Here is a 21,411-nt window from a genome sequence, read left to right as displayed (position 1 = left end):
ATGAATAGATTTGCAAAACATCTTTTAGGAGATGCCGTACATTTATTAAGACTAACTAAACTTATTATATTATGGCTATTACCGCAATCATTATTGATGATGAGCAAAATGCTCGGTTCAATTTAAAAATTTTAATAGAAGATTTTTGTCCAGAAGTTAACGTTATTGGCGAAGCTGAATCAGCAGAACAAGCAAGAGCTTTAATCGAAGAACAGAAACCAGATTTGCTTTTTCTGGATATTAATATGCCAAATGAAGATGGGTTTGATTTATTGGAATCGATAGAGGATAAGAATTTTTCAGTAATTTTTATTACAGCTCATAATCAGTATGCATTAAAAGCGATTAAAGCAGGTGCTATTGATTATTTAGAAAAGCCTATAGATGTTGAAGATTTGCAAAAAGCAGTAGCTAAAATTTCGGGATCAACAGAAAAAATTGGAAATATTGATGTTGAATCTATTCGTTCTATTTTAGATAAATACCAAAATGAATCTAAAGTAGATACAATAGCAATACCAACTCTTACTGGTTATGAAATAATTAAAACAGCTGATATTGTTAGATTAGAAGCAGACGAAAGCTATACAAAAATCTTTTTGAATGATGGAAAAAAATGTACGAGCAGCATGACTATTGCTCGATACGAAAAGGTATTAAATAAAAATGTTTTTTTTAGAGTTCATAAGTCACACATTATAAATACAAGAGACCATTTAAAAGAGTTCAATCGCCACGAAGGTAATGTTGCAATAATGGATAATGGGACAGCTATTCCTGTATCAAGAAGAAAACTCACAGAATTTATTAATGCAATAAAAACTTTTTAAAAACATTGTTTAAGAAAACATTTTTTTTCATATTTATTCTATTGCTTTTATCACAGCAAGTTGTTTCTCAACAGTATAATTTTATAAATTATTCCGTTGAACAAGGATTGGTGCAATCTCAAATTGGTGCCCTTTGCCAGGATGAAAGAGGATATATATGGGTAGGAACTTATGGAGGAGTTTCGAAATTTGATGGGGTTAATTTTCAAAATTATTCGAATAATAATGGATTAATTAATAATCAAGTTAATTCAATATTTAAAGATTCAAAAAATAATCTTTGGTTTGGTTCTTTAGGTGGCGTTTCTGTAAAAAAAGGAGATAAGTTTGAGAGTATTTCTTTTAAGTATGATTTAAGTAATTTTTTTGTTTTAAACATATCAGAAGATAAAGAGGGTAATCTTTGGTTCGCTACAGATGGAGGAGGTGTTGTGAAATATAGTGACGGAATTTTAACCTATTACGATATAAATTCTTCTGATAATGAGAACAACAATTATGTAAGACATATATTTTGTGATACATTTAATAATAAATGGCTTTCCACTCGTAATGGAGTATTTATTTTAGATGTTTTAGGTGAAGTAAAAGACACTATTCAAAATATTAATGCTACCCAAGTACTAATTGAAGATAATGGGAATTTTTGGTGTAGCACATTTGGTAATGGTGTTATTCATGCTACTTCAGATACTTCTTATTTTTTAACCACAAATGATGGATTAATAAGTAATCACATTCGGTCGTTTATCAAAAAATCAGATCGATCAGTGTGGTTAGTTTCTAAAGCAGGTATTTCAAAACTTAGTAGAAAAGGGATTAAAAACTTCACACAAAAGGATGGTTTAGTAAATGAAAATGTAAAAACAATAATTGAAGATATAGAGGGGAATTTATTTTTAGGAACAGACGGGGGAGGATTGATCAAATTTACTGATGAGGCTTTTATTAGTTATACAGAAAAAGATGGATTAAATAGTAGTATAATTATGTCTGTAGCTGAAAATCCTCAAGGATCCTTGTGGTTTTCCACTTATGGAAATGGCATTTGTAAAATGGAAAAAGAGTTGTATGCATTTTATGGTGAAGAGCTAGGTTTAGGAAATAATACAGTGTGGTGTAGCATACTTGATTATCAGAATAGAATTTGGTTTGGCACTTCAACTGGATTTTCAGTTTTTGATGGTAAAAGATTTAAAACCTATGATTTAAATAAAGGGTTAAATGCAAATAAAGTTTATGCATTAAGTGAAGATGTAAATAAGAATATATGGATAGGTTCTAAGGAGGGACTTTCAATATTGTTTATTGAAAAGGATAGTATTTATAATTTCTCAGAAGAAAAGGCCGTAGCTAAAAATATTCGATTTATATTAAATGAATCATCTTCTTCAATATGGATTTGTTCTTCGGAAGGGCTGATTAATTATAATCCGAAAACTGAAATTATCTATGAATACACAACAGATAATGGGTTGCCAGATAATAGTGTTATGAATATTCTTAAAGATAAGAATGGTAAGTTTTGGGTTGGAACAAAAAATGGATTGGTTTATATTCAGAACAAAAATGTTGTAAAAGTTCCTATTGAAGGTGATTATTCATCAAATAACATCAACTTTTTAAATCAAGATAAATATGATAATTTGTGGTTAGGAACAAATAATGGCTTATACCGGTTGGCTTTAAATGATTCTAATCACTATAATTCATCATCTTTTACTCGTTATTCAAATTTAGATGGGTTAAAAAGTTTAGAATGTAATCAAAATGCTTCATTTATTGATAGTGAAAATAACTTGTGGTTTGGTACAAGTTTAGGGTTAATGAAGCATCCCCTAAAGCAAGAGGAAAAAATAGTTGCATATCCAAAAATAAATTTAAAAGATGTAAGATTATTTTTTGAAAAACAAGATTGGATTAAAGTCACAAGAAAAACATTAAATCAAGATAACTTACCAGATAATTTAGTCTTAAGATATAATAAAAATCACCTTACATTCGACTTTGATGGAATTTATCATCGTAGTCCAGATAAAGTAAGATTTCGTTTTAAACTTGATGGCTTTGATGAAAATTGGCAACCCGTTACAAAAGCAAATTTTGTAACATATTCTAATATTCCTCCAGGATCTTATGTTTTTAATTTGTCGGCATCTATTGATATGCTAAATTGGACAGAACCTAAGGCTTTTAGTTTTGAAATAAGACCTCCTTTTTGGTTTACTTGGTGGTTTTATTTGCTAACAATAGTTGCTGTTGCTGCTATAATTAGATTAATTGTGAATAGAAGAATTAAATTTTTAGAAAGAGAACGTTCAACAGAGTTAATTAAAAATCAGGCTAAAATGCAAGAACTTGAGCAACAAGCTCTAAACGCCAGTTTAAATAGACACTTTATTTTTAATGCATTAAATTCTATTCAATATTATATAAATCGGCAAGATAGATTGTCGGCAAATAAATATCTTTCAAGTTTTGCCAAATTGGTTAGAAAAAACTTAGATAGTTCAATGGAAAATGAAACAGCAATTGATGACGAAATAGAACGTATAGAACTTTATTTAAAGTTAGAACAAATGCGTTTTCAAGATAAGTTTGACTATGAAATTAATTGTGAATCTTCAGTTTTAAATAATAATATTAAAATACCTTCAATGCTCTTACAACCCTTTGTCGAAAATTCTATTTGGCATGGAATCTTGCCAAGAGAAAAACAGGGTAAAGTTGTAGTAGAAGTTAAAAAGCATGATAGTGCAATTACGATTATAATTAGGGATAACGGAATTGGGATTGAAACAAGTCTTAAAACCAAAGAAAATAAGGAGCAATTACATGTCTCTAAGGGGATGGCATTAACAAAAGGAAGGATTAATTTATTGAGTAAGATGTCAAAAAAATCATGTTATGTCCAAGGACCTTATCAAATTTATGAAAAAGATGGATCTATTGCGGGTACAGAAGTTTCAATAATCATTAATTTGCAAGAAATTTAATTTCGATTTAAGTGATGAAAATACAAGAAGTTATTCAATTAATAGAGGATTTAGCACCGCTTTCATATCAAGAAAGTTATGATAATTCAGGGTTAATTGTAGGTAATTATAAAGATGATGTTACTGGAGTTTTAATCTGTTTAGATTCTACTGAAGAAGTTGTTGATGAAGCAATTGCTAATAATTGCAATTTGATTATAGCTCATCATCCCATTTTATTTTCAGGGTTAAAAAAGTTGAATGGGAATAATTATATTGAGAGAACAATTTTAAAAGCAATAAAGAATGATATTGCTATTTATGCTGCGCATACTAATTTAGATAATGCAAACGGAGGAGTTAACTATAAGATTGCTGAAAAAATTGGTCTTACTAATTGTAAACCATTAGTTTCCAAAAAAGGATTATTAAATAAGTTAGTTGTTTTTTGTCCAGTAAATTATGCTAATGAAGTGAGAAACGCAATGTTTGAAAATGGGGCTGGAGCAATTGGAGATTATAAAGAATGTAGTTTTAATACAAAAGGAGAGGGAACATTTAAATCTTTATCAGGAGCAAAACCTTTTGTAGGAAATAAAAATGAATCGCATACAGAAAGTGAAATAAAGATTGAAGTGATAGTTGAGTCACATCTCCTGTCTGGAGTTTTGTCGGCGATGTTTACTTCTCATCCCTATGAAGAAGTTGCTTATGATTTATTAAAATTAGAGAACCGATTAGAAACAGTAGGAAGTGGTTTGATTGGTGAACTTGATGAAGAAATTGATGAAATAACTTTTTTAAAAAACGTAAAAGTTGACTTAAAAACAGATTGTATTAGGCATACAAATCTTTTAAATAAAAAAATTAAAAAAGTAGCATTATGTGGTGGTTCTGGTAGTTTTTTGTTGCCAGAGGCAATAAGAGTAGACGCTGATATTTTTATTACTGGAGATTTTAAATATCATCAGTTTTTTGATGCTGAAAATAAAATAATAATAGCTGATATCGGACATTATGAAAGCGAGCAATTTACGAAAGAATTAATTTATGATATACTTATAAAAAAAATTACTAATTTTGCCGTTCGTTTATCTGAAATAAATACAAACCCAATTAATTACCTTTAATATGGCTAAAAAAGAAGCTACAGTAGAAGAGAGATTGAAAGCATTGTACGAATTACAAGTGATTGATTCTACGATTGATAAAATACGTACAATTAGAGGAGAACTTCCTCTTGAAGTACAAGATTTAGAAGATGAAATTGCAGGGCTTGAAATTAGACTTGAAAATTTAAATCAAGAAATTGAAGATTTAGAGACTGAAATTTCTAATCAAAAAAATGGTATTACTGATGCTAATAACTTGATTAAGAAGTATGAGGAGCAACAAAATAAGGTTAGAAATAACCGTGAGTTTGATGCTATCACTAAAGAGATTGAATTTCAAAAGCTTGAAATAGAATTAGCAGAGAAAAAAATTAGAGAAGGTGGTTTTCAATTAGCTTCTAAACAAGAAAAAATTGGAGAATCTAAAGAATATTTAGATGGTAGAAAGCTTGATTTAGAAAATAAAAAGAATGAGTTAGATGAAATTACATCTGAAACTCAATCTGATGAGGAAGGTTTGTTGAAAAAATCTGAAAAAGCTTCAAAAGTGATTGAAGAAAGATTATTAACTGCTTATACTAGGATTAGATCAAATGCAAGAAACGGATTGGCAGTTGTTACTATTCAAAGAGATTCATGTGGAGGTTGTTTTAATAAAATTCCACCACAACGTCAATTAGATATTAAAATGCATAAGAAAATATTAGTTTGTGAGCACTGTGGTAGAATCTTAGTTGATTCAGCGTTTGACCCTAATTACGTTGAAGATGTTGAAGAGGAAAAACCAAAAAGAAGAGTTACAAGAAAAAAGAAAGTTGAAGCTTAATTAACTAGCTATAAGTATATAAAAAAAGAGTCTCAATATTGAGACTCTTTTTTTTGCTCCTAACTTTTGATTTTAATTTTCTAATAATTCTTCAATATCAATTTCATCTTTTACAATAAAGCAGTTAGGGAAATGTGTAGCAATTTCTTTTTGAAACTTCAGAGCCTCTATTTTTGTTCTAAAATCACCAACTCTAACTTTGAAATAAGGTTGTTGGTATATTTCGTGTGCTTTATTTTTGTGTCTTAAACTTATGTATTTAGCTTTTGCTTCTCTAGCAGGTTGTTTTTTATTTCCCGAAAAAATTTGAATTCGATAGCCATCTTCTCTATATGATTTCTTGTGTGTTTCAATAATAGCATCTATTCTAATGTCTTTTTTCACATGAATCTTATTTGTAGAATGATTTGTTGAATCTGAAATTGCATCTATGGTTTGGCTTTTTAAGCAAAAGCAAATAAGAATTAATAAGGATGCTATTGTGTATTTTTTAAGCATAAAGTCTCTTTAAAATAGAATTCAAAAGTACATTTTGTTTTTATCACAAGGAGAAATGCTAAAAACAAATTTTATTCCAAAACTTACAAATACCTTATTTAGAATAATTCTAAATTAATAAATATTTGATTTATTTTTTAAAAATCGAATGAAAAAAAGCAGCATTCTTATAAATTTGTCAATGCATAACTAACAGATTTCACAAAATTATTGTAACTATTTTAGTATGAATAAGATAACAAAAAAAGTAAAAAGAAACGTATTTCATAGAGTTGCATTTCTTTGCCTATTAGTTCTTTTTACTAATTCATTTTCTTTCGCTCAAGAAGAATCAGATTCTAATAATGTAAGTTTAGAGGCTTCAGCTTCAGCTGAAGATGTAGCTACTGTTGATGGTGAAGATCTTGTAATGAAGGGGGAAAAGCTTTTTAAGGCGAATTGTGCTGCTTGTCACAGTATAGGTGATAACAAAGTTGTTGGTCCTGGTTTAAAAGGTATAAGTGATAGGAGAGAAAGAGAGTGGTTAGGTAAATGGATTATTAATTCTGCAGATTTAATTGCTTCGGGTGATGCTGATGCAAATGCAATTTTTGAAGAATACAACAAGGTTCCGATGCCTCCTCAGCCAGTGAGTGAAGATGATATTGATGCAATATTAGCATACATTAAAACTCCTCCAGTCAAACAAGATGTAGTTGCTGATGTTTCTACTGAAGAGGTTGTTGTAGAAGAGGATTCAAGTGTTTCGTTAATAGTTTTTGGGTCTGTCGCATTAATTTTATTGGTTTTATTAGTAATCTTAAATAAATCAAGAGTGTCTATTGCAAGATTAGCTGCAGAGAAAGAAGGTGTTTCTTTTGATGGTCCAGTATCGTTAATGGAAGCGTTTAGATTTACTTTAAGAAATAATAAAGGTTTAGTTGCTGCAATTGTTATTGTCTTGTTTTTTACTAGTTTAGTTAAATTAATGGATGGTGCATTTACAATAGGAGTTCATACTGGGTATAAGCCAGAGCAGCCAATTAAATTTTCTCACAAAATTCATGCAGGTGATGATAAAATAGATTGTAACTACTGCCACTCAAGTGCACGCCATAGTAAAACTTCAGGTATTCCTTCATTAAATGTATGTATGAACTGTCATAAGTATATTGATGGCTCTCATGGGAAAACCTTTTCTTATAATGGTGAAGAGTATTCTATGGAAGAAGAGATTAAGAAAATTTATAAAGCACTTGACTATGATACAGAAACTCAAACTTATGGAGATAATCCTACTCCTGTGAAATGGATTAAAGTTCATAATTTACCAGACCACGTTTTCTTTAGTCATCAACAACACGTTACTGTTGGTAATCAAAAATGTCAAACATGTCACGGACCAGTTGAAGAAATGGATGTTGTTGAACAATCTTCTCCATTGACTATGAAATGGTGTATTGAATGTCATGGTGAAACTGGAGTTGCAACTAAAGGAAATGGTTATTACGATGAAATGCATTCTAGAATGACAGAAGAATATAAAGATAAATGGCTAGGAGATGATAAACTTACAGTTGAAGAGATAGGTGGTTGGGAATGTGCTAAATGTCATTATTAATATAATTAGAATTTTTAAGCTTTAATAGAATATGGCTAATACAAAGAAATACTGGAAAGGATTAGAACAATTAAATGAAGACCCTAACTTTTTAGCGTCTACTAAAAATGAATTTCCTGAGCACTTGCCTGTAGATGAGTTTTTAGGTGATAAAGAATCTTTAGAAAACACTTCTACTACTAGAAGAGATTTTTTAAAGTTTTTAGGATTTGGTGTTGCTGCTGCTTCATTGGCTGCTTGTGAAACGCCGGTAACTAAAGCTATACCTTACTTAAATAAACCTGAAGAAATTACACCAGGTGTTGCTAATTATTATGCATCTACTTATTTTGATGGTAATGATTATGCTCCTATCTTGGTTAAAACGAGAGAAGGTCGTCCAATATTTATTAGTGGAAATAAATCATCATCTTTAACTAAAGGTGCTGTTAATGCTAGAATAAATTCTTCGGTATTATCGTTATATGATAATAATAGGTTAAAAAAACCTATGATGAATGGAAGTGAATCAGATTGGGCTTCTCTAGATAAAGCTATTACTAAAGATTTAGCAGGAGCTAAAAACATTAAGTTTTTATCAAATACGATAATTAGTGGAACAGCTAAACAAATTATAAATGGTTTAGTAAAAGTTGAGGGAGAAGAAATTGATCAAGCTACTAAAAATGAAGTATTGGTTCAGTATAACCCTATTTCTTACTCAGGTATTTTAAATGCAAACCAAGAGTCATTTGGTAAGATGGCAATACCAACATATAATTTTGCAAAAGCTAAAACAATAGTTTCTGTTGGTGCTGATTTTATGGGTAACTGGTTAGATGCGTTAATGTATGTTAATGATTATGCTCAAACTCGAAAGCCAGATAATGATTGGATGTCTAAGCATTATCAGATAGAGGCAAACATGTCATTGTCAGGAACTAATGCAGATGTTAGGATTCCTGTTAAACCTTCTGAATATGGAGCTATTTTAGCTCAAATTTATAGTAAATTAGGAGGGAGCTTAAATGCTTCTAATGCAAAATACGATGCATTTGTTAATGCTATAGTAAAAGATTTAAAATCTACAAAAGGAGAATCAATTGTCGTTTGTGGTTCAAATGATAAAAATGTTCAAGTTATTGTAAATGCTATTAATTCTTTATTAGAGAATTATGGTAAAACAATTGATTTAAACAGACATTCTAATACTAAGCAGGGTGATGATAAAGCTTTGCTAGCTTTAATGAAAGAAATGAATGCTGGAGAGGTTGATGCTTTATTTATAAATGGTATTGATCCAGTATTTACTCTTGGTCAAGAATTTAAGGCTGCGTTAGCAAAAGTAAAAACTACTGTTTGTTTTACTACAAAAATGAATGACACTGCTGCTGCATGTAAATATGTTGCTGCAAGTAATCATCAGTTAGAATCATGGTCTGAAGCGAATCCTGTTGAAGGGTATTATTCATTAGGTCAGCCTACTATTTCTCCATTATTTGATACAAGACAACCAGAAGAGTGTTTGTTGAAATGGAATGGAAATAATGATTCTTATTATGACTATTTAAGAAAAGGATGGGAGACTAATGTTTTTAATAAACAATCTTCTCAATTATTCTTTAATGACTTTTGGAATAAAGTATTACATGATGGGGTTGTTGAATTTCCAGTTGAAGCTAAAGAATTAGCTCCATTTAGTGGTGATGTTGCTGCTGCATATAATGCAGTTAAGTCAATTAAAGGAGGAGATTTAGAAATTGAATTAACTCAAAATATTGGTGTTGGAGATGGCTCAGGGGCTGATAACCCTTGGTTACAAGAAATGCCAGATCCATTAACTAAAGTTACCTGGGATAATTATGTAACTATGAATCCTGCAGAAATGCAAGAAAAGGGATATAACATTAAATTAGGCCAAGAAGAATTAATTAATGTCGTTAATATTAGTGTAAATGGTAAAACTGTTGAAAATCTCCCTGTAGTAGCTCAGCCAGGTCAAGCTAAAGGAACAATAGGTGTTGCTTTAGGTTATGGTAAGGTTGTTGGGAATATGGCAGAACCTACAGGTAAAAATGCTTATCCTTTAGTTGCTTTAACTAAACAAGGTTTCAATTATTATGGTGTTGCAACAACTGTTGATGTTGATATGGAATATCATATTGCAGCTACACAAACACAACAAACAATAATGGGTAGAGACTCTATTATTAGAGAGACTACATTTGATACATACAAAAAAGGAAATAAATCAGATTATAATCCAGCTCATACTTTATTGTTTCATGAAAAAGGTGAAGCCGTTCAAAAGAACATAAAAGAGATTGATTTATGGGGAGCACAACCAGTTGAAAATATTGGTCACAGATGGGGTATGTCAATCGACTTAAACACTTGTACTGGATGTAGTGCATGTGTTACGTCATGTGTTTCTGAAAACAATGTTGCAGTTATAGGAAAAGATGAAGTAAGAAGAGGTAGAATAATGCACTGGTTAAGAATAGATAGATACTATTCTAGTGAGCATCAAGAGGTTGGTAAGATAGGTGAAACTCATGAAAAAACGAAAGCAGCTGAAGATTTAGGTGGTATTGGAGCTTATTCTGCTATGGAATTTGCAGCTGATAACCCTAGCGTTGTTCATCAGCCAATGATGTGTCAGCATTGTAATCATGCAGGTTGTGAAACAGTTTGTCCTGTTGCAGCAACCACACATAGTAATGAAGGTCTAAATATGATGGCTTATAACCGTTGTATAGGTACTAGATACTGTGCTAATAACTGTGCTTATAAAGTAAGAAGATTTAACTGGTACAATTATAAAGCGTATAATAAATTTTCAGATTTTAATCCTTCTCAAGATGATTTAGGACGTATGGTACTTAATCCAGATGTTGTTGTTAGATCTAGAGGAGTAATGGAAAAATGTAGTTTATGTGTACAACAAATTCAAGCTGGTAAGTTAGAAGCGAAAAAAGCTGGTGCTAAGGTTGTGGATGGATCTATTCAAACTGCATGTTCTTCAGCTTGTCCTACAAATGCAATAACATTTGGAGATTTAAATGATAATTCAAGTAAAGTTGCTGAAGGTATGAATCATGATAGAGCATACAGAGTAATTGAAGAGGTTGGACAACAACCAAACATATACTATCAAACTAAAGTAAGAAACTTACAAAATAACGAAGCTTAATAGTTGTTTTAATAAAATTTAAAAGAATGCATAAAGAAGCAGCAATAAGAGAACCATTAATTTTAGGAAATGATGTTACGTATAGTAAGATAACAAATGATGTCTTACATACTATAGAACACTCTCCAACTAAAATGTGGAAAATATTGATGACCATAGCAGTAATTATTGCTTTATGGGGAATAGGATCAATATTATATTTATTAGGTGTTGGAATTGGAACATGGGGTCTAAACAATACTGTTGGTTGGGCTTGGGATATTACTAACTTTGTTTGGTGGGTTGGTATTGGTCACGCAGGAACCTTAATTTCAGCAGTGTTATTACTTTTCCGTCAGAAGTGGAGAATGGCTATTAACCGTCCCGCTGAAGCGATGACTATCTTTGCTGTATTTATGGCAGGAATGTTCCCTATGATTCACATGGGAAGAATTTGGATGGCTTATTGGGTGTTACCATTACCAAATCAATTTGGTTCTTTATGGGTAAACTTTAATTCACCTCTTTTATGGGATGTATTTGCTATTAGTACTTATATGTCAGTTTCTTTAGTTTTCTGGTATATTGGATTAATACCTGATTTTGCATCTATTAGAGATAGAGCTAAAAAACCAGTTCCTAAATTAATGTATGCATTATTAAGTTTCGGATGGACAGGTAATGCAAAGGCATGGCAACGTTTTGAAGAAGTATCTTTAGTATTAGCAGGATTAGCAACACCTCTTGTATTCTCAGTTCACTCAATAGTATCAATGGATTTTGCTACTTCTGTAATTCCTGGATGGCATACAACAATTTTTCCTCCTTACTTCGTCGCTGGAGCTGTTTTCTCAGGATTTGCAATGGTACAAACGTTAATGTTAATTGTTAGAAAGGCAATGAGATTAGAAGCTTATGTTACTATTAAGCATATTGAATACATGAATATTGTAATTATTGTTACAGGTTCTATTGTAGGGGTTGCTTATTTAACTGAGTTATTTATGTCTTACTATTCTGGAGTAGAATATGAGTCGTACGCATTTATAAATCGTTTCTCTGGTCCATATGCATGGGCTTACTGGGCAATGATGACTTGTAATGTTGTTTCACCTCATTTATTTTGGTCTAAAAAATTAAGAACTAGTTTAGGGTTTACTTTTTTTATGTCAATAATTGTAAATATTGGAATGTGGTTTGAAAGATTTGTAATTATTGTTACTTCTGTTCACAGAGATTATTTACCATCTAGTTGGTCTATGTTTTATCCTACTTGGGTTGATATAGGTGTTTATGTTGGTACAATTGGAATCTTCTCAGTATTTTACTTATTGTTTTTAAAGTATTTCCCTGTATTAGCTTTTAATGAGGTAAAAAGTATAATGAAATCTTCAAGTGAGAGATACAAAAACATGTCGGATGAAGAATTTCATAAATTACATCCTGTAAAAAAGTAAGAATTTAATATTATAAATGTTTGAATATATAAATTATGTCAAGTAAAAAAATATACGCAATCTACGATGATGACTACGTACTTTTAGAAAGTGCAAAACATCTTGTTGCAAAAGGTATTTACATTAGAGATGTATTTTCACCTTTTCCAATTCATGGTCTTGATCCTGTAATTGGATTAAAGAGAACAAGAATAGCTATGGCTGCTTTTATCTATGGTATGATTGGTGTTTCTTTGGCTTTATCAGGGTTATATTTCTTTATGATTCAAGATTGGCCTTTGAATATTGGAGGTAAACCTAATTTTAGTATTCTAACAAACTTGCCATCATTTATACCTGTTACTTTTGAATTTGGTGTTCTTTGTGCTGCTCATGGTATGTCAATTACATATTTATTACGTAACTGGACTTTACCTGGATTTAAAGCTAGAAACCCTTATTTAAGAACAACTGACGATTGGTTTGTAATGGAAATACACACTCATGATAACGATGTTAGTGAAGAAGAAATCAAAGCATTAATTAATGAAACTTGTGTTTTAAAAGTTGATGTAAAAAATTCATAATTATAGAATGATGTTTATGAAAACAAAGTATCAAAATATTTTAGCTAAACTAACTCTTGCAGTTGTTATATTATCAGTTTTTTCTTGTAAAGAGAAAGATGGTTTAGCACCAGAGTATATGCCTGACATGTATCGTTCTCCTTCTATTGAGCCATATGTTGATTATGGTGATTTAAAAGACAGAACAAATGTTGAGTTAACTAATAAAATGTCAGCTCGTACACCAGTTGAAGGTACTATACCTCGAGGATTTAGTCCATATGAATATAAAAATGATGCTGAAGGTTATGAATTAGCTGGGGCTAATTTGAAAAATCCTATTCAGTATGATGATAATATAGGTAAAGAAGGAAAAGAGTTATACGGAATGTTTTGTGTACACTGTCATGGAAAAACTGGACAAGGTGATGGAACTATAGTAGAACGTGAAAAATTTCCTCCACTTCCGGTAAAATTTAAAGAAGGTTTAGCTATATCTGAAGGTAAGATGTTTCACACAATTACTTATGGAAAAGGTTTAATGGGGTCTCATGCTTCTCAATTGAATAAAGAAGAAAGATGGAAATTGGTTCATTATATCAGAACTGAATTTATGAAGGAAAATCCAAATAAAGTAATTGAAGAAGTAGTTGCTTCAGATGAAACTATTCAAGAATAATTTGATTAAACAAAACATTAATAAAATGGAATATAAAATATCAAAAAAAGCTAACATCACAACAATCCTATTAATAGTAGTAGGTTTAGCTGCTTTTTTAATTGGTTTATTGACTAGTCATGGTCATACAGGGCAAAGATTATGGGCTAACTTGTTAGTGAATGGTTATTTTTTCTTCACAATATCTTTAGCATCATTGTTCTTTTTAGCTTTACAGTATGTATCTGAAATGGCTTGGGGTGTTACTACGCATCGAATATTTCAAGCAACTATGAGTTTTATGCCTGTATCCGCTATAGCATTACTTTTAGTCTTTATTGGAGGTAGTTTACACTGGAATCATATTTACCATTGGATGGCTGAAGGTATAACAGACCCAACTAGTCATCATTATGATGCTATTATAGCTGGTAAGTCAGGTTATTTAAATCAAGCATTCTTCTGGGGTAGAACAATAGCTTATTTTGCTGTTTGGATGTTTTTTGCTAACTGGTTTAGAAAAAATTCTTTAGCTGAGGATAAATTATCACTTGCTGATGGTGAAACATCTCCAATATATAAGAAGAGTATTTTTATGGGAGTTTTATTTGTCGCATTTTTTGCATACACATCGTCATCATCTGCTTGGGATTGGTTAATGTCAATTGATGTTCACTGGTTTAGTACAATGTTTGGATGGTATGCATTCTCTGGGATGTGGGTATCTTCAATTATTGTAGGTTTAATGTTAGTTTTATATCTTAAATCACAAGGATATTTAAAAGAAGTTAATGACAGTCATATTCATGATTTAGGAAAATGGATGTTTGGAATTAGCTGTTTGTGGTCTTATTTATGGTTCTCTCAGTTTATGTTGATTTGGTATTCTAATATTCCTGAAGAAGTAACATATTATTTAGAAAGATTTAATGATTACAAATTGTTATACCTAGGAACATTCTTTGTTAATTTCATTTTACCATTCTTTGTGCTTATGTCCAGAGATGCTAAGAGAAATGTTGTATTCTTAGTTCCTGTAGCATTAATTATATTTTTTACGCATTGGTTAGATGTTTTAACAATGGTACTTCCAGGAACAATGCATGATCATGGGGCTTTAGGCGCAATCGAAATAGGTATGTTTTTAATGTTTTTAGGTTTATTTTTGATGTTTACATTAAGGTCTTTAGCTAAAGCTCCTTTAATGACAAAAAATCATCCTATGTATGATGAAAGTGTTCATCTTCATACCTAATATATAGAAAGTTTGTATTAAATCTTCGAAATATATATATTCGAGGAATTGAAAAAGTGATAGAAAATAGTGTTTTAAAATAACAAAAGAAAGTCTAAAATTATGATGACTATAATTATAACCATAGTAATATTACTGATAATTGTTACTGGAGTTCAAATATTGAAAATAGCTGAATTAAGAGCTATAAGTCAAGGTGAAAAAATTTATGAAATTTCTGAAAAAGAAAGTAAGTCACAAGCATATTTAATGCTTGCTTTTCTTGTATTTTATTTCGGATTTTTCATTTGGCAGGTAGTTAATTGGGGAGACAGATTACTTCCAGTTTCTGCATCTGAACATGGTGTAGGTATTGATAGTTTGATGACTGTAACTATGTGGTTTATAATACCTGTTTTTGTTTTAACCCACATTTTCTTGTTTTGGTTTGCATATAAGTATGCCTATAGTTCTAAAAGAAAAGCTACTTTTTTCTCTCATAGTAATAAATTAGAGATGATTTGGACTATAGTTCCTTCTCTAGCTCTTACTGTATTAATCTTATATGGGTTAAGTAACTGGAATAAAATAATGACGCCTATTGCAGAAGATCAAGAGCATGTATTAATAGAATTGGTTGGACAGCAGTTTTCTTGGGGAGCTAGATATGCAGGTGAAGATGGTAAGTTAGGTAGAGCAAATGTTAATTATATTGAAGGCACTAACTTTATTGGTGTTGATGGTAGTGATGAAAATGCTAAGGATGATAAAATTGTGAAAGGAGAATTCCATATACCTGTTAATGTTCCAGTTCAATTTGTAATGAGATCAACAGATGTTATGCATAGTGCTTATATGCCACACTTTAGAGCTCAAATGAATTGTGTTCCAGGTTTAAAAACTCAGTTTAACTTTGTTCCAACAATCACTTCAAAAGAGATGAAAGAGATAACTGGAAATGATGAGTTTGAATATATCTTGCTATGTAACAAGATTTGTGGAGCAGCTCATTACAATATGCAAATGAATATTATAGTTGAAAGCAAAGAAGATTACGAAAAATGGTTAGCAGAACAAAAAACTTTTGCTGCAAATTAATTTATTATAACACTTATTTAATAGAGATAAAATAATGAGTACACATCATCATCATCAAGAAGATTTTTTATTTAAATATATCTTTAGTACTGATCACAAAATGATTGCAAAACAGTTTTTAATAACTGGTTTTATCATGGGATTCATCGGTATGATTATGTCAACTTTATTTAGGTTACAATTAGGTTGGCCTGGAGAAAGTTTTTGGCTTGTTGAAACGTTAATGGGCTCATGGGCTGAAAATGGAGTAATGGCACCAGATAAATACCTATCATTGGTTACAATGCATGGTACTATAATGGTATTTTTCCTTCTAACTGCAGGTTTGAGTGGTACATTTAGTAATTTATTAATACCTCTTCAGATTGGAGCTAGAGATATGGCGTCAGGATTCTTAAATATGTTATCATATTGGTTTTTCTTTTTGTCTTCTATAATAATGATTATTTCATTAGTTGTAGAAGGTGGAGCGGCATCTGCTGGTTGGACTATATACCCTCCTTTAAGTGCGCTGCCTCAGGCTATACCAGGTTCTGGAGCAGGAATGACACTGTGGTTGGTTGCAATGTCTGTCTTCATTGTATCATCTTTATTAGGTAGTTTGAATTATATTGTAACTATACTTAACCTAAGAACAAAAGGTATGAGTATGACTCGTTTACCATTAACAATTTGGGCATTCTTTTTAACTGCTATTATTGGTGTATTATCATTCCCTGTTTTATTAGCTGCGGCTTTGTTATTGGTTTTTGATAGAAGTTTCGGCACTAGTTTTTATTTGTCAGATATTTATATTGGAGGTCAAGTATTAGAACATACTGGTGGAAGTCCAATATTATTTGAACATTTATTTTGGTTTTTAGGACACCCTGAGGTATATATAGTTTTATTACCAGCTTTAGGTATTACTTCTGAAATTATTTCAACAATGTCTAGAAAACCAATATTTGGTTATAGAGCAATGATTGGTTCAATGATGGCTATTGCTTTCTTATCATTTATTGTATGGGGGCACCATATGTTTGTAACTGGAATGAATCCATTTTTAGGAGCTGTATTTACTTTCACAACACTATTGATTGCTATTCCATCTGCTGTTAAAGTTTTTAATTATTTAACAACTCTATGGAAAGGGAATATTATTTATTCACCTGCGGCTCTATTTAGTATTGGTTTAGTTTCTACTTTTATTTCTGGTGGTGTTACTGGTCTTGTACTTGGTGATTCGGCTCTTGATATAAATGTTCATGATACTTATTTTGTAATAGGTCACTTTCATATTGTAATGGGGTTATCTGCTATTTTTGGAATGTTTGCAGGTGTTTACCACTGGTTCCCAAAACTATTTGGAAGAATGATGAATAACAATCTAGGAAATTTACATTTTTGGGTTACAATTGTTAGTGCTTATGGCGTTTTCTTCCCTATGCATTTCTTAGGTCTTGCTGGTGTACCTAGAAGATATTATACAAATTCTGAATTTCCTCTTTTTGATAATTTAGTAGATATTAATGAGTTGATTTCAATGTTTGCTATAGTGGCAGCTATTGGTCAGTTATTATTTTTATTCAATTTTGTATATAGTGCATTAAGAGGTCCAAGAGCGCCAATGAATCCATGGAAAGCAAACTCTTTAGAGTGGACTACACCTGTGGAACATATCCACGGTAACTGGCATGGTGAAATTCCTGAGGTTCATAGATGGGCTTATGATTATAGTAAAGTTGATGAGAATGGGGATTATGTTGGAGGTGAAGATTTTATACCGCAAACAACTCCTCTTGGTGAAAACGAAAATGATGGAGGACACTAAATTAAAGCATGTCAAGCATTACTCTAGATAATATAAATTCAAAAGCTGAGATCAAACGTAAAACAGCAAAACCTCTTCTATGGATAGGTATTGTTAGTATTGTCATGTTTTTTAGTGGATGGACTAGTGCTGTAATAGTTAGCAAAGGTGGGGCTCCCGATTGGTTAAATATCGAAATGCCTTCAGCTTTTACTTATAGTACATTTATTATTATACTTAGCAGTTTATTTTTTCACTTAGGATTAATTGCAATAAAAAAAGACAAAAAAAATCAATTAAAGGGTTTAGTACTCTTAACTCTTATTTTAGGTGTATCATTTGTTGTTAGTCAGTTTTTAGGTTGGAAAAGCTTATACAATAATGGTATTGTTGCTACTGGTAGTGAAAGTACTAATGCAAGTTCTTATTTATATTTAATTACTTCATTTCATGTGCTACACTTATTAGCAGGTATTATTAGTTTAATTGTTGTTAGTGTTAAATCTTTTCTTGGAAAATATAGTGCAAATAATTATTTAGGAGTTGAGTTGAGTATAATTTATTGGCATTTTTTAGGTGCCTTATGGATTTACTTATTTTTCTTTTTAAAATATATAGCTTAAGTTTAATTATTAATAAAAAATAATATGTCAAATACAGTATCGGTAGACAATAAAACAGCATGGGCAGGAGATAATAAATCTCCATTTGGTGCAAGTTATGGAAAACTAATGATGTGGTTTTTCTTAATGTCAGATGCATTGTCATTTACTGGCTTCTTATCAGCTTACGGTTTTTACCGTCATTATTATGGTTCATTATGGCCAACTGCAGAAAATGTGTTTACACACTTTCCTTTTATGCATGGCGATCATCCATTATTGTATGTTGCTTTAATGACTTTTATTCTTATTATGAGTTCTGTAACTATGGTATTAGCAGTAGAAGCAGGTCATCGTATGGATAAAAAGGGTGTAACTTTATGGATGTTATTAACTTTAGTTGGTGGAGCTATATTTTTAGGTTCGCAAGCATGGGAATGGGGTCACTTTATTCATGGCACCGAATTAGGAGCTATTGAATTAGGAAAAGGATCATTTTTATTACCTGATGGATCTGTAGAATTAACAAAAGGAGTAATTGCTAGATGGGCTGATGAATCAAAAGAAGTTCTTTTGTTGCCATGGAGAGAAGTGGCAGGAGATGTGACTTCTCCTTATTTACAATTAACTGGTCAGGCTTTAACTGAAGCAGTTGAAAACGGTAAAGCTATTCATGGTGCAAACCTAACTCACAATGAGTATGGTCATCCTTTATTTGGTGATTTCTTTTTCTTTATAACTGGATTTCACGGAACACACGTATTGAGTGGTGTTGTTTTAAATTTTATAATTTTCGTTAATGTATTAATGGGAACTTATGAGAAAAGAGGTCATTATGAAATGGTTGAAAAAGTTGGATTATATTGGCACTTTGTAGATTTAGTTTGGGTGTTTGTATTTACATTCTTCTATTTAGTTTAATTTTTAAAAAAGAACATTATGTCACATTCAGAAGATAAACCTTACGAATACGCTGTTCATCATTCAGCAGAAGAAGGTAAAAAAGCAAGAAAGAGAATTTGGTTAATATTTTGGGTATTACTAGCTATTACAACTGTTGAAGTTATGTTAGGAATTTTTTGGAAAGACCTTGGTGTAGGATGGGCTTTTGTTAAAATGACTTTTATAATTCTTACTATTGTAAAAGCTTTTTATATAGTATCTGAATATATGCACTTAAAGCATGAAAATACTTGGTTGAAAAATACACTTATAGTACCATATGTATTATTAGCATTATATTTATTATACCATATCTTCACTGAAGGTGTTTATTCAGAAATGATGGAAAATTGGTTATATTAAAATATTACAATAAATAATTTTTATTAAAGAGATCACAAGTAAATTTGTGGTCTCTTTTAATTTTATAACAATGACATTCTTTAAGAAATTTAAAAAAGTAAATTATCTATTTGCAATTTTATTATTGCCTTCAATTATGTATTTGATGCTTTATAGTGGTGAGCATAAGTTTACTCGTTTACCTTTTGTAGGCCCAAGGGAAGCAGTCTTAAATGAGGACGGTAAATATGATACTAATTATCATCAAATACCATATTTTGAATTTATTAATCAAGATGGGAATAAGATTACTCGTGACGATATGTTTGGTCATGTTTATATTGCAGATTTCTTTTTTGTAACCTGTCCAACAATTTGTCCTAAAATGACCACGAATATGAGTTATATTCAAGAGAAATTTAAAGACAGAAAAGAACTAAGGTTTTTATCGATTACCGTTAATCCAGAGCATGATTCTGTACCCGTATTAGCTGAATATGCTAAAAAAGTACACGCAGATACTAAAAATTGGGATTTTGTTACAGGTAACAAAGATGAAATTTATGATGTAGCATTTAATGGATTTTTTGTTAGCACAATGAGGGACTCAATAGCTCCTGGAGGTTTTTTACATTCTAGTATGCTAATTTTAGTAGACAAAGAAGGACATATAAGAGGTTATTTTGATGGTACAGTTCATAAAGAAACTAAAGAAAAACTAACTGATGCAATTGATATTTTATATAAAGAAGAATTTGTGCCTTTAAAGGGGAGTACCAAAAATAAGATTGAGCAAAAACGATAATAGTTAAATTCTTAACTTTACAATATGAAAATTGCTAAACAAATATTTCTTGTAAGTTTATTTTATGGTATTAGTTACGTTTCAAATGCACAATGTGCAATGTGTAAAGCTGTGGCTGAATCTGATTTAGCAGGAGGTGGTACTGCAGCCCAAGGAATCAATGAAGGTATTTTATATCTTATGTTTATCCCATATATATTAATTGGAGGAGTTGGCTATTTTATTTATAAACATTATATGAAAAATAAATCTGGAGTTTAAGTAGGTGCCGAATGAAATTTATAAGACTTTATTTTTTTATACTTCTATCTTTTTTTTCATTACAATATTACAGTCAATCCAACGAACAAGTAGGGGTTTTTGAAGAAGATTTTCGAACATCATTTAAAATAAAACCTAAACTTGATGTTAAACTTGATACTCGATTCTCATTTATTGCTGCAAGTGATATTAGAACAACTGGAGTTAAGCTAGGGTTAAGTTTTAATAGGGAGTTTAAAATGGGATTAGGTTATAATCGTTTAATCTCTCCTTCAAAATCATTTATACAAAAAGATGATGTAAATTACAAAGCAGATTTATATTACGAATATCTTTCTCCATATTTAGAATATATTTATCATAATAGTAAAAAATGGGAATTTAATATTGCTATTCAATTCGGTATAGGAAGAGGATATTATCAATTTTACAATAGTTTAACTGATTCCAAAGAAAAAACCAATCATTCTTTTATCTTATCTTATGAACCATCCATGTTAATAGATTATAAAATAGTGAGATGGGTAGGTATAGGTTCAGGAATAGGATATCGATTAATTTTGTATAAAAACAAAAATATTTCAGAGCATTTAACTTCACCAGTTTTTATATTTAAAGCTAAAATTTATTTAGGCGAAATAGTTAGAACAATAACGGGAAAAGAAATTCAAGCAGAATAAATG

The 21,411-nt window shown here is 30.7% G+C and carries 19 protein-coding genes; 18 read left to right on the top strand and 1 reads right to left on the bottom strand.

Annotated features, from left to right (window positions below; translation table 11 throughout):
* The first annotated feature begins 71 nt into the window (after window positions 1–71).
* From FRY74_RS03320 to FRY74_RS03305, 4 genes are read left to right on the top strand one after another with little or no spacing between them, the layout of a single operon-like run.
* Entirely contained in the window at window positions 72–830 is a 759-nt protein-coding gene (locus FRY74_RS03320) for a LytR/AlgR family response regulator transcription factor (RefSeq protein WP_147098575.1), read from the top strand.
* A gap of 41 nt (window positions 831–871) precedes the next feature.
* The gene (locus FRY74_RS03315; RefSeq protein ID WP_170227929.1) at window positions 872–3,826 is read left to right on the top strand and encodes a ligand-binding sensor domain-containing protein; all 2,955 of its coding nucleotides are present in this window, start codon (window positions 872–874) and stop codon (window positions 3,824–3,826) included.
* Window positions 3,827–3,840: 14 nt separating this feature from the next.
* Complete coding sequence (locus FRY74_RS03310) at window positions 3,841–4,935, top strand: Nif3-like dinuclear metal center hexameric protein (RefSeq protein WP_147098571.1); 1,095 nt, start codon at window positions 3,841–3,843, stop codon at window positions 4,933–4,935.
* Window position 4,936: 1 nt separating this feature from the next.
* Window positions 4,937–5,743: a zinc ribbon domain-containing protein gene (locus FRY74_RS03305; RefSeq protein WP_147098569.1), complete on the top strand. Its 807-nt coding sequence runs from the start codon at window positions 4,937–4,939 to the stop codon at window positions 5,741–5,743.
* A 72-nt stretch (window positions 5,744–5,815) separates the two neighbouring features.
* Here the strand turns inward: FRY74_RS03305 and FRY74_RS03300 are convergent, their stop codons facing one another.
* On the bottom strand, window positions 5,816–6,241 hold the full coding sequence (locus FRY74_RS03300; RefSeq protein WP_147098567.1) for an SPOR domain-containing protein: 426 nt from the start codon (window positions 6,239–6,241) through the stop codon (window positions 5,816–5,818).
* 226 nt (window positions 6,242–6,467) lie between these two features.
* Here FRY74_RS03300 and FRY74_RS03295 point away from each other — a divergent pair, with 226 nt between their 5' ends.
* The 14 genes from FRY74_RS03295 to FRY74_RS03230 all read left to right on the top strand — a co-directional run bounded on the left by FRY74_RS03295 (window position 6,468) and on the right by FRY74_RS03230 (window position 21,408).
* Window positions 6,468–7,841, top strand: a complete 1,374-nt coding sequence (locus tag FRY74_RS03295; protein WP_147098565.1) for a c-type cytochrome — start codon at window positions 6,468–6,470, stop codon at window positions 7,839–7,841.
* Between the two features lie 31 nt (window positions 7,842–7,872).
* Complete coding sequence (locus FRY74_RS03290) at window positions 7,873–11,013, top strand: TAT-variant-translocated molybdopterin oxidoreductase (protein WP_147098563.1); 3,141 nt, start codon at window positions 7,873–7,875, stop codon at window positions 11,011–11,013.
* 26 nt (window positions 11,014–11,039) lie between these two features.
* Complete coding sequence (gene nrfD, locus FRY74_RS03285) at window positions 11,040–12,449, top strand: NrfD/PsrC family molybdoenzyme membrane anchor subunit (protein ID WP_147098561.1); 1,410 nt, start codon at window positions 11,040–11,042, stop codon at window positions 12,447–12,449.
* A 35-nt stretch (window positions 12,450–12,484) separates the two neighbouring features.
* Entirely contained in the window at window positions 12,485–13,015 is a 531-nt protein-coding gene (locus FRY74_RS03280; RefSeq protein ID WP_147098560.1) for a DUF3341 domain-containing protein, read from the top strand.
* A gap of 16 nt (window positions 13,016–13,031) precedes the next feature.
* Complete coding sequence (locus FRY74_RS03275) at window positions 13,032–13,673, top strand: c-type cytochrome (protein WP_170227928.1); 642 nt, start codon at window positions 13,032–13,034, stop codon at window positions 13,671–13,673.
* Between the two features lie 25 nt (window positions 13,674–13,698).
* Window positions 13,699–14,907, top strand: a complete 1,209-nt coding sequence (locus FRY74_RS03270) for a quinol:cytochrome C oxidoreductase (RefSeq protein WP_223265806.1) — start codon at window positions 13,699–13,701, stop codon at window positions 14,905–14,907.
* A 102-nt stretch (window positions 14,908–15,009) separates the two neighbouring features.
* Complete coding sequence (locus tag FRY74_RS03265; protein WP_223265805.1) at window positions 15,010–15,984, top strand: cytochrome c oxidase subunit II; 975 nt, start codon at window positions 15,010–15,012, stop codon at window positions 15,982–15,984.
* Between the two features lie 34 nt (window positions 15,985–16,018).
* On the top strand, window positions 16,019–17,797 hold the full coding sequence (locus tag FRY74_RS03260) for a cytochrome c oxidase subunit I (RefSeq protein WP_147098556.1): 1,779 nt from the start codon (window positions 16,019–16,021) through the stop codon (window positions 17,795–17,797).
* Between the two features lie 8 nt (window positions 17,798–17,805).
* Window positions 17,806–18,399 (top strand): cytochrome c oxidase subunit 3, encoded by a 594-nt coding sequence (locus tag FRY74_RS03255; RefSeq protein ID WP_147098554.1) that lies wholly within the window; start codon window positions 17,806–17,808, stop codon window positions 18,397–18,399.
* A gap of 24 nt (window positions 18,400–18,423) precedes the next feature.
* Window positions 18,424–19,299, top strand: coding sequence for a cytochrome c oxidase subunit 3 (locus tag FRY74_RS03250; protein ID WP_147098552.1), 876 nt, complete (start codon window positions 18,424–18,426; stop codon window positions 19,297–19,299).
* An 18-nt stretch (window positions 19,300–19,317) separates the two neighbouring features.
* The gene (locus FRY74_RS03245) at window positions 19,318–19,683 is read left to right on the top strand and encodes a cytochrome C oxidase subunit IV family protein (protein ID WP_147098550.1); all 366 of its coding nucleotides are present in this window, start codon (window positions 19,318–19,320) and stop codon (window positions 19,681–19,683) included.
* Window positions 19,684–19,753: 70 nt separating this feature from the next.
* Window positions 19,754–20,467, top strand: a complete 714-nt coding sequence (locus FRY74_RS03240; RefSeq protein ID WP_147098548.1) for an SCO family protein — start codon at window positions 19,754–19,756, stop codon at window positions 20,465–20,467.
* A gap of 24 nt (window positions 20,468–20,491) precedes the next feature.
* Complete coding sequence (locus FRY74_RS03235; protein WP_147098546.1) at window positions 20,492–20,728, top strand: hypothetical protein; 237 nt, start codon at window positions 20,492–20,494, stop codon at window positions 20,726–20,728.
* Window positions 20,729–20,739: 11 nt separating this feature from the next.
* Window positions 20,740–21,408: a hypothetical protein gene (locus FRY74_RS03230; RefSeq protein WP_147098544.1), complete on the top strand. Its 669-nt coding sequence runs from the start codon at window positions 20,740–20,742 to the stop codon at window positions 21,406–21,408.
* Window positions 21,409–21,411 lie beyond the last annotated feature (3 nt).

It is taken from the genome of Vicingus serpentipes (assembly GCF_007993035.1).
In the GTDB taxonomy this organism is placed as follows: domain Bacteria; phylum Bacteroidota; class Bacteroidia; order Flavobacteriales_E; family Vicingaceae; genus Vicingus; species Vicingus serpentipes.
The sequence above is the reverse complement of the archived record's forward strand: the minus strand, read 5'-3'. Positions and strand labels throughout refer to the sequence as shown.